Annotated in this window: 15 protein-coding genes; 12 read left to right on the plus strand and 3 right to left on the minus strand. The window is 38.2% G+C overall.

What is annotated here, in order from left to right; genetic code table 11:
* Positions 1–60: 60 nt before the first annotated feature.
* Positions 61–2,568, minus strand: a complete 2,508-nt coding sequence (locus HDF25_RS05985; protein ID WP_184623790.1) for a phosphocholine-specific phospholipase C — start codon at positions 2,566–2,568, stop codon at positions 61–63.
* A gap of 132 nt (positions 2,569–2,700) precedes the next feature.
* Positions 2,701–3,465 (minus strand): AraC family transcriptional regulator, encoded by a 765-nt coding sequence (locus tag HDF25_RS05990; protein WP_184623793.1) that lies wholly within the window; start codon positions 3,463–3,465, stop codon positions 2,701–2,703.
* Between the two features lie 87 nt (positions 3,466–3,552).
* On the opposite strand from HDF25_RS05990, the gene HDF25_RS05995 reads away from it, so the two are divergent.
* The 12 genes from HDF25_RS05995 to HDF25_RS06050 all read left to right on the plus strand — a co-directional run bounded on the left by HDF25_RS05995 (position 3,553) and on the right by HDF25_RS06050 (position 11,799).
* Entirely contained in the window at positions 3,553–4,530 is a 978-nt protein-coding gene (locus HDF25_RS05995) for a zinc-binding alcohol dehydrogenase family protein (protein WP_184623795.1), read from the plus strand.
* Between the two features lie 16 nt (positions 4,531–4,546).
* A complete protein-coding gene (locus tag HDF25_RS06000) occupies positions 4,547–5,113 on the plus strand; it encodes a Crp/Fnr family transcriptional regulator (RefSeq protein ID WP_184623797.1) in 567 nt (188 codons plus the stop codon).
* A gap of 68 nt (positions 5,114–5,181) precedes the next feature.
* Positions 5,182–6,240 carry a DUF418 domain-containing protein gene (locus HDF25_RS06005; RefSeq protein ID WP_184623799.1) on the plus strand — a complete coding sequence of 353 codons (1,059 nt, stop codon included), beginning with the start codon at positions 5,182–5,184 and terminating at the stop codon, positions 6,238–6,240.
* Between the two features lie 21 nt (positions 6,241–6,261).
* Positions 6,262–7,137, plus strand: a complete 876-nt coding sequence (locus tag HDF25_RS06010) for a GNAT family N-acetyltransferase (RefSeq protein ID WP_184623801.1) — start codon at positions 6,262–6,264, stop codon at positions 7,135–7,137.
* Positions 7,138–7,150: 13 nt separating this feature from the next.
* Positions 7,151–7,726, plus strand: coding sequence for a Crp/Fnr family transcriptional regulator (locus tag HDF25_RS06015; protein ID WP_184623803.1), 576 nt, complete (start codon positions 7,151–7,153; stop codon positions 7,724–7,726).
* A gap of 71 nt (positions 7,727–7,797) precedes the next feature.
* Positions 7,798–8,238, plus strand: a complete 441-nt coding sequence (locus HDF25_RS06020) for a carboxymuconolactone decarboxylase family protein (RefSeq protein ID WP_184623805.1) — start codon at positions 7,798–7,800, stop codon at positions 8,236–8,238.
* Between the two features lie 37 nt (positions 8,239–8,275).
* On the plus strand, positions 8,276–9,115 hold the full coding sequence (locus HDF25_RS06025) for an isocitrate lyase/phosphoenolpyruvate mutase family protein (protein WP_184623807.1): 840 nt from the start codon (positions 8,276–8,278) through the stop codon (positions 9,113–9,115).
* Between the two features lie 216 nt (positions 9,116–9,331).
* Complete coding sequence (locus HDF25_RS06030) at positions 9,332–9,622, plus strand: thioredoxin family protein (RefSeq protein ID WP_184623809.1); 291 nt, start codon at positions 9,332–9,334, stop codon at positions 9,620–9,622.
* 4 nt (positions 9,623–9,626) lie between these two features.
* Complete coding sequence (locus tag HDF25_RS25975; RefSeq protein ID WP_184624137.1) at positions 9,627–9,767, plus strand: thioredoxin family protein; 141 nt, start codon at positions 9,627–9,629, stop codon at positions 9,765–9,767.
* Positions 9,764–10,774, plus strand: a complete 1,011-nt coding sequence (locus HDF25_RS06040) for an NAD(P)/FAD-dependent oxidoreductase (protein WP_184623812.1) — start codon at positions 9,764–9,766, stop codon at positions 10,772–10,774. The genes HDF25_RS25975 and HDF25_RS06040 overlap by 4 nt, the downstream gene beginning before the upstream one ends.
* A gap of 5 nt (positions 10,775–10,779) precedes the next feature.
* Positions 10,780–11,280 carry a DUF2938 domain-containing protein gene (locus tag HDF25_RS06045; protein ID WP_184623814.1) on the plus strand — a complete coding sequence of 167 codons (501 nt, stop codon included), beginning with the start codon at positions 10,780–10,782 and terminating at the stop codon, positions 11,278–11,280.
* A 27-nt stretch (positions 11,281–11,307) separates the two neighbouring features.
* Positions 11,308–11,799: a GNAT family N-acetyltransferase gene (locus HDF25_RS06050; RefSeq protein ID WP_184623816.1), complete on the plus strand. Its 492-nt coding sequence runs from the start codon at positions 11,308–11,310 to the stop codon at positions 11,797–11,799.
* Positions 11,800–11,803: 4 nt separating this feature from the next.
* On the opposite strand, the gene HDF25_RS06055 is transcribed toward HDF25_RS06050, so the two are convergent.
* Complete coding sequence (locus HDF25_RS06055) at positions 11,804–12,886, minus strand: serine hydrolase domain-containing protein (RefSeq protein ID WP_184623818.1); 1,083 nt, start codon at positions 12,884–12,886, stop codon at positions 11,804–11,806.
* Positions 12,887–12,931: the final 45 nt, after the last annotated feature.

Raw genomic sequence — 12,931 nt, forward strand, 5'->3', positions numbered from 1 at the left:
TTCCCATAAAGTAGGTAGGATTATAGGAAATAAATTAGAACCAATCTTAATTGCTTCCTGTTAAACCATTCTGCCCATTAAGGGATCTGTTTTGGTAACCATACCTGTTTCTACACGGCCAGCAAATCTTTCTGCAAAGCTGTTATTGCCCTTCACACTGATTTCCAGATCATACCAGTTATAGTTCTTTTTCAGATCGACTATGATACTTGATTTGCTTTTCGCAGCTACCTTCATTGTTCTTGCAGCAGCCTTATAACTTTGGTCAGTAACCATAATTTCCTGTGTATTTGCCGAAAGATTATTGACAGTAATAATCACGTTTCCGCTCAGGCGGGTAGGGTGTTTCTTATCCTGTTCGTAGTGGCATACCACTTCGATCTGTGGATGTTTGGCATCTCCTTTAAACTCCCTGTAAAAACCATTAGGTCCGTATACTCTCAGATGATACTTTCCATTTTCAAAGTCTTGCAACAGCCATTCATCATGCAGTGTGTCGCCAGCAGCTACGGTATAATTCCAGGTACGTGAAACTTCGCCCTGATAAGGATTCATTCCGTACACAGTAAATGGAGAACCCAACGCTTTTTTACCAAATGTTTTATTGGCTGCATTAAAGCTGATGCTGAATTTATCGTGCTTTAAGGAGCCATGCACATTTAATTCATAAGGTAAGGCACAGGAGGAGCGGATTCCTTTCTCCTGCTGAGGGAAATCTGGAAAGGAGAACTGATCTTTATTGATCTGCGCTATTTCTTCTGGCTTTAGCTTTTTGTAATTATCAGGTACTTCCTTGAATTTGGCAGAATAGATCTTTTCAATGAAAGCTGTTTTCTCGAGAAAGGCCGGCTGTTCTATTTTCTCTCCGTTATAAGGACGGAAGGCTGAAGTAAGATCGCCACAAACTGTTCTTCTCCATGGCGTAATATTCTCTTCTACGATTTTCTTGTTCAGCTTTTTTTCGATAAAGGTCTCTAGAAACTGAAGAGAGGAAGTATGGTCAAATACTTCGGAACACACGTAACCCCCGCGTGTCCATGGAGAAACGATCACCATTGGTATCCGGTAGCCTAAACCAATCTGGCTATCTCTAAAATTACTTTCCTTCATCGAAGGATTAGTCTGATGTGCTTTGGTCGTGAAATCCAGTCTTGGGTCCAGACCTTCAGATACTTTACCTGCATGTTCCTTAAAAGGGTTTGGTGGCACAAAAGGAGGGACGTGGTCAAAATAACCATCGTTCTCATCATAGGTCAATACAAAAATGGTCTTCTTCCAGGTCTCAGGATTCTTCGTCAGGATTTCCATAACTTCACTTACAAACCAGGAGCCAAACCAGGGTACGCTTGGATGATCAGAAAAGTTAGCCGGTGTCATTAACCAGGAAACAGTAGGTAAAGTACCTTCATTCACGTCTTTTCTAAATTGGTGAAGGATATCTCCCTTAGGTATATTTAATTCGCGCTCAATGCCATTCTCATCATATTTCATAGGTTCCAGACTATGGAAATGAGGATCATTGGAATTGATGCCAAAGGCTTTGGCATTGAGGTTTTTCGATTTTTCGGAAAGTGCCTCGTATGCACTCATGGTGTAATTTCTTTCCTCTTCTTCGTATTTAAGTAATAGCTTTTTTAAGGCCTGTAGTTTAGTCTGTTCCTCTGCTGAAGGGGTCTCTTTGGTTAAAGTCGTAATCTGATCCAGTATTGACTTTTTCTTATCTTGTAGGTTGGCAATAGCACCCGGATGAAGACGTACGTTGTACTGCTCAAAATATTCCATCACATTGGTGCCGAAATTACTTAACCATGCACTTTCTTCGCCATTTAAGCCAAATCCTATGGTCAGCTCATTCTGATAAATCTTCCAGGAGACGTCGTTCTCTTCTAAACGCTCAGGAAAGGTCTTCCAGTTTAAAGTGGGTTTATCATAGTTCACAATATTCCAGACATGGGCCATGCCATCACCAGTGTTCTGTTCTTTAATGGTACCGGTCATCCAATAGTAACGGTTTGGGTGTGTACCTGCAATTACGGAACAGAAACTCTGATCACATACTGTAAAGGCATCTGCCAGCGAGTAATAAAAAGGAAAATCCTCGCGTTTACAATAACCTATTGTCAGTGGCATATGGGCATAGGTAGTTTTAGAGGGCTTTTTGACATCCAGCCATTTGTCATATTTTCCGCCGTTTCGGGCATCTGTCTGATCTGTCCAGTTATGGGGAATAGAACCCATCCAGGCGATTTTGGTTTCTTTAAGATCTAAATGGAACGGTACATAAGTTTCACCCTCTTTGTTCGATTGCAACCAGACCTTATTCTTGTTTGGCAAATCAATGGCCCTTGGATCATTAAAGCCCCGGACTCCCTGGAGGGTACCTAGTTCATGATCAAAAGAGCGGTTCTCCTGCATTAGAAACACTACATGTTCTGCATCGTAAAAAGTACTTCCAAGAGCAGGATCAATAGCCATCGCCTTTTGTATTACTGGCGGCAAAGTGTTGATTATAACAGCACCTCCTGAAAGAAGGGCGGCTTTTTTAATAAAATCTCTACGTGAATCCATATCATATTAATTAAATCTGGTAAGGTGTTCCATTCTGCTGTATTAACCTGGTATCAAATGTACCTGAAAATGGATTTACACCAGCGTTTCTATCCACTATTTTACCTGGGGTTATATTGATATCAGTTATCTTTATTTTTTAATAAAGCTCTGTGGATTTGCACCTGTTACTTGTTTAAAGATGCTGCTGAATGAAGGGATGCTGTTATAGCCAACTAAATAAGTGACTTCTTTAACACTATGATTCCCTTCGTTCAATAATTCGATGGCCTTCATTACCCTGAAGAACATCAGATAGATAGAGAATGATAATCCAAGTTCCTTTACGAATAGCCGGTGTAGTGTTTTTCCTGATATGCCGAACAATTCTCCAATGCCTTGAATTCGTATTTCGTTCTGAATGTTTTCAGCGATATAGTTAAGAATCCTGCTCAGCAAGGGGTGACCGGTAACAGGGATTTCCAGTTTTACAGCTGCCGCTATTTCATCGGGTAGCATTTGACGGACACATTTGATAAATGTGTTTTCATAGTCACTGTTTTCTGTGTGGTTATGCCATTTGGCTGTATACCTTATCATTTCTTTCAAAACGTTGCTTAATGGGAAAACAGCACTCGTTGAAAAGACTTTGTTTTTGCAAAAATGGCTTTCAAAATAAATTCCCCTGATAAAGATATCCGAGGAAGATGACCACAAACGGTGAACACTGAAGGGAGGTATCCAGCTGCAGTACTGTGCTGGTAATAGAATCTTCTTGTCCGCGTATTCGATATGGAGCACACCCTTCTCCGCGTATAGCAATTGACCTACACTATGTTCATGAAGTATGGCTTCATTTTCGGTTAAATTTCCATGTATTACAAAATTTAGCTTGGAAGGTGGTAAAATGTTGGTCATGGTCGGGAATGTCCTGTAAAGATATGTATTTGTCTTTCTCAGATAATATGGATATCGCTAAACCAGGTACTTTTGACAAAAAAAATTATGAAAAGTATCTTATTTAATAAAGCAGGTGAAGCAGCGGATGTCTTAAACATCACTGAAACGGATATAGCAGAACTTCTACCGGGACAAGTCAGGGTGAAGGTGATGGCAAGTCCTATCAATCCATCAGATTATATGTTCATCAAGGACCAGTACCGCCTTAAACCTCTGTATCCCCAGATAGCAGGGCTTGAAGCCTCTGGTATCATTACGGATGTACATGTAACGGTAAAAGGGTTTAAAAAGGGTGATCATGTAACTTTTCGGGCTGTCGGTACGTGGGCCGAATTTGTAAATGTCAATGAAAATGAACTGATCCCTGTTGAACAAGATATTCCTTTTGAAATCTCCTGTCAGATTGCATTAAATGCGATTACAGCTCATGCTTTGTTGGAATGGTCAAAGTGTAAGGCAGGGTCATATCTGCTATTATCTGCGGCCTCATCCGCTCTGGCCGGTCTTATTGTTCAAATGGCTAAAGCCAATGGTATCAAAACAATTTGCCTGGTGCGTGATATGGAAAGCGCCGGATTATTATACACGCAGGGAGCTTACAAGGTATTACCTGCAGATGAAAGTGATCTGATGTCCAGGATAATGGAGCTGACTGATCATTCTGGAGTGGATGCTTTTTTAGATGCAGTAGGAGGGGATATCTTGAGTAAAAGCCTCAAGGTAATGCGGAGCAATGGGATGATCACACTGTATGGCATGTTTGCTAAGGGCCCTGCCGAGGTTTTTAATAGCGACGTGATTTATAAGAATTTAACCGTAACGGGCTTTGGTATCGGACAATGGCTGGCTTCAAAATCTACAACAGAAAAAAGATCAGCCTTCTCAGTGATTATTGATCTGATATTTAAAGAGAAACTGATTTTACCCCAGGTGTACACCTACAAACTAACAGATATAAGTAAAGCTGTGCTTTTTGACCAGCATAAGAAAACAGGCAAGGTAGTTTTGGTAAACTATAACTAAACTTTACTTTCGTAAAATGGATTTGTACTACCAAAAGCTCGAACAGTTTATGGAAACATTGGATGAAGAGACCATGCGGGCTGTTGAAAATGTATCTGTTAAAAAGACCTTTAAAAAAGGAGATCTTCTTTTGGAACAAGGAGAAATATGTAAATACAGTTTTAGCCTTATCAATGGAGTGGCAAGGAAATTCTACTATGGACAAAAGAAAGTGATTACCACAGAATTTTACTTCGCTGGTGATGTGGCTCTCTCATTTAATAGTTATCTGTTGCAAAAACCAAGTGAAGAGGTGATGGAATGTGTGACTGATCTTACTGTGGAATGTATTTCCCGGGATAATTTTGAGAAACTTAAGCAGTCATTTCCTAAATTAATAGCATATGATTTATTATTTACCGAGTTATATGCGGCATGGCTTGAAGAAAGATTATTTGACTTTAATGTATTGAGCGCTACCGAGCGTTATAGAAAATTAATGCATAAGTCACCACAGTATTTTCATCAGATTAAACTCACCCACATTGCTTCTTATCTGGGCATATCTCTCGAGACTTTAAGTAGAATCAGAGCCAGGATCTGATTTTTTGACTTAGGTCAAAGGTAACTCCAACCGGTTTCATCAGCTTTGTCGCAAAACAATAAAGCAATATGAAGCAAAGAATTATCGGTTTTGACCTGGCACGCGCTTATGCCATATTTGGCATGTTTATAGTTAATTTTAACACTGTTTTTGGGAATGCTAAAGATGAAAGTTTCTTAGGACAGTTTTTGACGTTATTTAGTGGTAATTCCAGTACTGTATTTGTGATGCTGGCAGGGATGGGTGTAGCTTTAATGAGTAATCGTATTGAGGAGTATGGTTCAGAAGAGCGTTGGTATCTGCGGTTTACGCTGATCAAAAGGGCCGCTTTTTTATTCTTTTTTGGCTTATTGTTTTCTCTCTGGTGGCCGGCTGATATCTTACACCTTTATGGTTGTTACATACTGATAGCTTCTGCTATTCTTTTTCTGGATAAAAAAAATCTATTGGTTATTGCGGCTATTACTATAATCGTTTTCCATGTGATTTTGCTGTTTATCCCTTATGAAAGAGGATGGAATCTGGATACTTTAACTTATCCCGATCTATGGACGTTTAAGGGCTTCCTGCGAAATACATTCTATAATGGATGGAACCCCATATTTCCATGGTTTTCTTATTTCGCTATAGGCATGTTCTTAGGTCGTTTAAACTGGAGTAATACTACATTGTATAAGAAAATAGTTGTTACAGGAGCGTCACTATATATAATAATCGAAGTGATACAGTATGTAATTCAAAATACATCTGCCGATCCTCAGGTTATTGAATTTTTTACGGCTGATTACATTCCTCCGTTTTTACCATTTATATTAAGTACTACTGGTTTTGGCCTTATAATTATTGGGGTTTTTATGTTATTAGGTGAGCACTTTGCCAACAAACAATGGACAATAAATCTTGCGAAAACGGGGCAGATGACCCTTACCCATTATGTTTTGCATCTGACAGCAGGGATTTTATTAATCTCGTTATGGCAGGGTGAAAATGCTGAATGGAGCTCACCGCTTTTTGTACTTTTGTTTTCCTTGCTGTTTTTTGTGGCTAACTTTTATTTTAGCCTATATTGGACAAAGAAATATAAACGTGGTCCTTTGGAAAGTTTAATGCGAAAAATTGCAGATTAAAGTTGAAATAGTAGAATTATAATGGAAATAAAAAATTTAGAGAATATTGAGCTGGAAAAGTTGGTGTCTGTTATCAATTTATCATTTTCTGATTACATCGTACCTATGCAACTGACTCTGGAAAATTTGAAATCTAAAATTGTAGCAGAGAATATTAAACTGAAATTATCTACAGGAGTATTTGATGATGATAGAATAGTAGGTTTTATGCTACATGGATTGCGGGACAGTGATACCGGACTAATGGTGTATAACGCTGCTACAGGAGTAATCCCAGACTATAGAGGAAGAGGTTTAGTCGGCAAAATGTATGATAATTTACTGCCTAAATTAAAAAAAATAGGGGTCAACAAGATGGTGCTGGAAGTGATAGAAGGAAATCAATCTGCAATAAGAGCATATGAGAAATTAGGATATACTATTACTAGAAAGCTGGACTGTTTTACAGGAAAACTTCATGTCTCAAAAAATAGCCCTGGAATCTCATTGAAAGAAATTACCTTTTTTCAGTGGACAGAATTTGTTTCTTTTTGGAGTACCATTCCTTCCTGGCAAAATGCTGTTCAGTCACTGGAAAATAGTAAAGATCACTGTCGTATTATAGGAGCTTATAAAAATGACTTATTGGTGGGTTATGCAATCTTCAATCCAACTTCAAGAAAAATAAATCAGTTTGCGGTTGCTGATAATCATCGTAATAGTGGAATTGGTAGTCATTTATTCTCTTATATCGATGAAATAGTTGAGCAACAGGAGGTGTATGTCAATAATGTTGATACCCAGGCTGTTTCTGCAATTGCGTTCTTAAAAGGCTCAGGTCTTTCTATAAAAGTAGCGCAGTTTGAAATGAGCAGAATGGTTGAAAATGATTACTCCACTAATAATGCTCTTGCTTAAAAACTGTAATTGCATGTATGAAGACCTATTAAACCATATTGAAAAGTATATCAGATTGAATGATGCTGAAAGGCAATTGCTTGTTTCTGTGATGAGATATGAAAAGGTCCCTAAAAAGGGATTCCTTTTAAAATCCGGAAAGGTTTGCAGCAGTAGATTTTTTGTGCTTTCAGGATGTCTTAGACAATATATCATTAAAGAAAATGAGGTGGAGCAAATCATACAATTTGGGTTGCCAGGCTGGTGGATTTGTGACCATCACAGTTTTGAGAATAACCAGCCTTCTGAATATTGTGTTCAGGCCACTGAAGTTTCGGAAGTTGCCATTTTAGATGCTGCGATTCAGGAAGATTTATTTTCAAAAATACCATCATTGGAAAGGTATTTCAGACTGATTTTTCAAAGGGCTTATGATGCTTCCTTAACCAGGATAGGTCTTGAGTACTGTATGTCTGGCGAGGAACGATATCATCAGTTTGCCAAAAACTTCCCTGATTTTGTTCAAAGGGTCCCTCAATATATGCTAGCTTCTTTTTTAGGGCTAACACCCGAGTTTATTAGTATAATAAGGGCAAAGAAAGGTAAATGAATTTCTTAAAGTAGTTCAATTTTTTGCTGCGTTCTGAATCTTCATTTTTGCATTATAACTAATAAACAAATATGAGTAACAGAATCGTGATCAAGAAAATTGAACCGGAAGCATACCGGATCATGTATATGTTTGATAGCTACCTGAGCAAATCAAACCTTACGCCAATTCAACGGGAATTAATCAAAATCAGGACAGCTCAGGTTAATGGGTGTGCGTACTGTATTTACATTCATACAAAAGAGGCGAGGATAATTGGGGAAACGGAAACGAGGATCTATGCGCTAAATGCATGGAAAGAAGGACCTTTCTTTTCTGATGAAGAACGTGCGATACTGGCTCTGACTGAAGAGGTAACATTAATTCAAAATGGAGTGTCCGACGAAACTTACAATCTGGCTGCACAGTATTTTGATGAACGAACCCTTGCCCAGATTATTATGGCTATAATCGCCATTAATGCCTATACAAGAATCGCCATATCCACTAGAATGAGACCTATGGGTGACTAATATTAGCTGATACATTACATAATTAAAATAATTTACAATGAGCAATAATATTCAAATTCAAAAAGCTAATTCTTTTCGTGAACAACATTTAGTGGACAGACTTCTATTGTTACCGAATGTATGGGATTCATTTAGCGCAAAACTGATTGCGGCACTCGGTTTTTCCTCATTAGCAACAGCAAGTGCAGCCATGGCTTTAGCTAATGGTTACAGGGATGGAGAACATATTCCATTTAAGCAGATGCTGGATCATGTCAGACAGATAGTAGCAGCAGTTGATATTCCGGTAACTGTCGATTTTGAAAGGGGGTTTACAGATGACATTTCGAAATTAAAAGAAAACGTTGGTTTACTTCTGGAAACAGGGGCTATTGGAATAAATATAGAAGATGGGAAAGGAGATGGATTGATGTCTATCGATGAACAATGCAAAAAAATAGAAGCAATAAGGGAGGTTGCAGAGCAGTATAATGTGCCAGTCCTGATCAATGCCAGAACTGATATCTATCTTCAATCCGACAAAAAAAATAGAATTGAACGTGTGGTTGAACGAGCGATTGCTTACCGGATGGCAGGAGCTGATTGTTTATATCCGATACTAATTGATAACTATGCAGCTATAGCTCGCCTGAGAGAAATGACCACAATTCCTTTAAATGTATTTTTACTTGAATCTATAGGCGATCTGAGACAACTTGAAACTATTGGGGTATCCAGACTGAGTGTGGGGCCGGCCATGTTAAATGCTGTCATAACAAAAATGAAAAATCTGGCTGAAGGTTTACTTAATTATCAGACGCATGAATTTTTTAGTCAGGAAATGGTATCAAATGAATTTTTAAATAAACTTCTAAAGCGTGAACCAGATGAAAATTGATTATGTAGGATCCGGAAAATAATACTGGCTAACTGTTACTTAATAAGCCGTTTTTTAATGAAGAAAAACGGCTTATTTATTCTTTTTCACTTGTGATCTTCTCTTTGATGGCCAATAGATATCCCACTAATATGTGATTTGTACCATTTTATCTCCTGTAAGTGTCAGGCTAATCTGTATAGTGTCCAGTAATTTTGCCTTATCAAACTTTAAGATATGTCAAATGCAGAAAATGAAATTCAGGAATTCACACTTTTACAATTTTATGCGGATTGGTGCCAGCCCTGTAAAATGATGATGCCAATTGTGGAATCTATAAAACAAAAACAGTCTGATTGGTTAATCATTAGGCAAATAGACGTTGACAAAGCCCAAGCCGTAGCTAGCGAATATCACATTAGGTCAATCCCGGCTTTTGTTGTTCTCAGAAATGATAAGGAAGTATGGAGAAAAGTGGGAATGCTATCAGAAAGCTCCTTCTTAGCAGAATTATCATTATTGAGATAGGAATATTCTCAGATCTCAAAGATCAGTACTACTTCAATTTTCTGCCACTTGGTGTGGACCATGTAGAATGTTAATGCCTATTATTAACCAGGTGGAGCAAAAAGTAAATCTTTTTTTAGTGATGAAATTTAAAAGACATTTATGATTACACGAAGAAAATTTATCACGAAAAGTGGTCTGTTGGTCAGTGCATTTGCTATACGTGGAACACTCATGTCTTTTGCGGCTTCAGATAAAGAAAGTGAAAATCAAACTTTTGATGTCATTATTATTGGCGGCAGTTACGCTGGTCTTTCTGCGGCAATGGCTTTAGGCCGTTCTTTGCGGAAAGTCCTCATTATTGACAGTGAACTGCCGTGTAACAGGCAGACCCTGTATTCACATAACTTCATTACACAAGATGGAGAAAAACCAAAAGATATCACGAATAAAGCCAAAGTGCAGGTATTGAGTTACGAAACGGTTTCATTTCATAGAGATGTTGCCGTCAAAGTAAGAAGGAGCGGGAATATATTTGAACTCACTACAAAATCGGGAAAAGTATTTTTAGCAAAAAAAGTTCTGTTTGCCACAGGCTTAAAAGATGTTATGCCATCCATTTCCGGATTTTCTGATTGCTGGGGAATATCCATATTACATTGTCCATATTGTCATGGTTATGAAGTTAAAAATCGGAAAACTGGTATTCTGGGAAACGGTAATCTGGCCTTTCACTATGCTCAACTAGTCTCAAATCTTACAGATAAGCTAATCATTTTTACTGATGGGGAGGCCACATTTAGTGCTGAACAATATCAGTTGATCAAGAGGAACAATATCCATATTATAGAACAAAAGGTACTCGCTATAGAACACAATAAAGGAAATCTTTCCGGTATTCTTCTAAAAGATGGATCTATATATCAATTAAACGCACTCTACGCCAGACCATCTTTTGAACAACATTGTAAAATTCCAATTGAATTAGGATGTGAACTTACAGAGCAGGGATTGTTGAAACTTGATAATTTTCAGCAGGCAACTATTCCTGGAATATATGCATGTGGTGATAACTCTGCTTTCCGCTCTATAGCAACAGCAGTTTCAACTGGTTCACAGGCAGGTGCTGCTATTAATATGAGACTCTCAACAGAAAATTTTAATTTAATATAATACAAATGAACACTTATTTACAACTGACTTCTTTTTCATTGATCATAGGTATAGGGGCGACTTTAGTTATGGACATTTATGCAATTATAATAAAACGCTTTTTTAATATCCCTTCTTTGGACTATGCATTGCTTGGACGGTGGGTCGGTCATTTTAAAGGCGGGGTCTTTTCTCATCAAAACATTATGCAAACGGAGAAGATAGAAGGTGAACGGATCATTGGATGGATTGCTCATTATCTTATCGGTATCTCGTTTGCTTGCTTACTTTTACTAATTTGGGGTATAGAATGGGCTTATCAACCAACTATTTTACCAGCGTTGATCATCGGTCTGTCAACAACCGTTGCACCATGGTTCATGATGCAACCTGCATTTGGTTTTGGTATTGCCGCTTCCAAAACACCAAACCCTTCATTAGCAAGATTCAGAAGCCTGAAGGCACACACTGTTTATGGAATTGGATTGTATTTGGCTGGTTTATTACTGAGTATAGGGATGTCGTAAGGAGCGACAAAAAATTAATAAATAATAATGGAAAAACAAAGTGAGATTACAATTCGAAATGACATACGCCCGGGAGATCTGGGTATGATAACTTATCTGCACGGCGTTCTATATGCTAATGAATTTCAGCATGGGCTTGAATTCGAATCGATGGTTGCAGGTGGGCTAAATGAATTCTACAGTACATATGATATTAATAAAGACAGGTTTTGGATTGCCGAAAAAGATAATCAAATGATTGGCTGTATTGCATTAAAAAACAGGGGTGAAGCCGCTCAATTAAGATATTTCATCATCAGACCTGAATATCGTGGATTTGGTTTGGGGAATAAATTTCTTCAGTTGTTTATAGCTTTTGCAAAAAGCTGTAAATATAAAAGTGCATACTTATGGACAGGAAATGAACTAAACAAAGCACAGCATTTATATCAGAAATTTGGTTTTAAATTATCAGAAGAGAAGCCTTCAACCGCATTCGGTAAGCCCATAATTGAACAAAGGTATGATCTGATCTTTTAAGCGACTAGATATCATCCAGTATTTTTTTTAACTCGGAATAACGTTGTTGTTTACCATCACTTTTTAAGTAGAATGTCATCAGGAAGGCAGCATAACCCTTACGATTATCAACAACCGGAAAGCTGCCAAACAGACCAGGGCTGCTTACAGATCCTGTACTGATCCATTCGCCGTAACCGTAACCAGGTACGCCTGCTTCTGCCGGGGAGTAGGCTACCTTTACTTTTGAGGTAATGCGGTTAATCTGCATTTCTTTAATACTGTTTTCGCTGAGTATTCTTTTACCTTCGAATGTTCCTTTATTCAGGATCATGATCAGAAAATTGAGATAATCTTCAGTAGTACTGACAGCGCCACCTGCTGGAAGAGGTACTTTTGTTTGGCCAAAGCTGGTGTTTTTCATCTCTAAGGGCTTGGCGATGCGTTCCTGGAACAAGTTCTCAAAACTGTTGTTACCAATCTTTTCTATAATTGCACCTGCTAGTTGTAAACCTACATTGCTATAGTGGAATACAGTTCCTGGTGTACCTTCAATTGGAAGATCTGCGATTTGTGCAACGGCTTGTTCCATACTACTGAGGCTCTTCGTTTCCTGTAAACTTTCTTTTAATGCCGGAGCTTTAATGCCGGTAGTATGTGACAGGCACTGTGCAATTGTGATTTTGCCTTTTCCACTTTTGGATAAAGCAGGCAAGTATTTTCCTATAGTGTCGGTCGTTTTGAGTTTCCCTTCATCTACAAAAGTCATGACCAGTGCAGCACTTAACCATTTGCTGCAACTGGCAATCTGTAACTGAGAATTTGGATCGTAATCTTCCAGATCTGTACTTTTTCCTTGTTTTCGGGCAATCATTCTATAAGCAATTCTCTGGCTCATATTCATCTTGTTTTCCGACCGGCTATATACAATCTTTCCATCTTTATACACCATAAGTACAGAACGTCCGCCCATTTTTGGTGTGTTTTCTTTGAGCCAGGTATCTAGTTTTTGTGTGGTATTTTGAGCGCTGAGTTGAGTGGAGACGAATAGAAGTATGACCGTCAAAGTCTTAAAAAGTTGTTGACTATTGATTGCTTTTAATTGCATGGCCTGTTTGGTTTTGGAGATCATTAGATAACAACCTTAAATTAG

The organism is Pedobacter cryoconitis (genome assembly GCF_014207135.1).
Lineage (GTDB): Bacteria > Bacteroidota > Bacteroidia > Sphingobacteriales > Sphingobacteriaceae > Pedobacter > Pedobacter cryoconitis_D.

Bases quoted from the DNA above. Each gene is read 5' to 3' on its own strand.
- HDF25_RS06030 (WP_184623809.1), top strand. From the start codon at position 9,332: ATGTCAAATGCAGAAAATGAAATTCAGGAATTCACACTTTTACAATTT.
- HDF25_RS06025 (WP_184623807.1), top strand. From the start codon at position 8,276: ATGAGCAATAATATTCAAATTCAAAAAGCTAATTCTTTTCGTGAACAA.
- HDF25_RS06015 (WP_184623803.1), top strand. From the start codon at position 7,151: ATGTATGAAGACCTATTAAACCATATTGAAAAGTATATCAGATTGAAT.
- HDF25_RS06000 (WP_184623797.1), top strand. From the start codon at position 4,547: ATGGATTTGTACTACCAAAAGCTCGAACAGTTTATGGAAACATTGGAT.
- HDF25_RS06055 (WP_184623818.1), bottom strand. From the start codon at position 12,886: ATGCAATTAAAAGCAATCAATAGTCAACAACTTTTTAAGACTTTGACG.
- HDF25_RS06005 (WP_184623799.1), top strand. From the start codon at position 5,182: ATGAAGCAAAGAATTATCGGTTTTGACCTGGCACGCGCTTATGCCATA.
- HDF25_RS06045 (WP_184623814.1), top strand. From the start codon at position 10,780: ATGAACACTTATTTACAACTGACTTCTTTTTCATTGATCATAGGTATA.
- HDF25_RS06050 (WP_184623816.1), top strand. From the start codon at position 11,308: ATGGAAAAACAAAGTGAGATTACAATTCGAAATGACATACGCCCGGGA.
- HDF25_RS06010 (WP_184623801.1), top strand. From the start codon at position 6,262: ATGGAAATAAAAAATTTAGAGAATATTGAGCTGGAAAAGTTGGTGTCT.
- HDF25_RS06020 (WP_184623805.1), top strand. From the start codon at position 7,798: ATGAGTAACAGAATCGTGATCAAGAAAATTGAACCGGAAGCATACCGG.
- HDF25_RS06040 (WP_184623812.1), top strand. From the start codon at position 9,764: ATGATTACACGAAGAAAATTTATCACGAAAAGTGGTCTGTTGGTCAGT.
- HDF25_RS05995 (WP_184623795.1), top strand. From the start codon at position 3,553: ATGAAAAGTATCTTATTTAATAAAGCAGGTGAAGCAGCGGATGTCTTA.
- HDF25_RS05985 (WP_184623790.1), bottom strand. From the start codon at position 2,568: ATGGATTCACGTAGAGATTTTATTAAAAAAGCCGCCCTTCTTTCAGGA.
- HDF25_RS05990 (WP_184623793.1), bottom strand. From the start codon at position 3,465: ATGACCAACATTTTACCACCTTCCAAGCTAAATTTTGTAATACATGGA.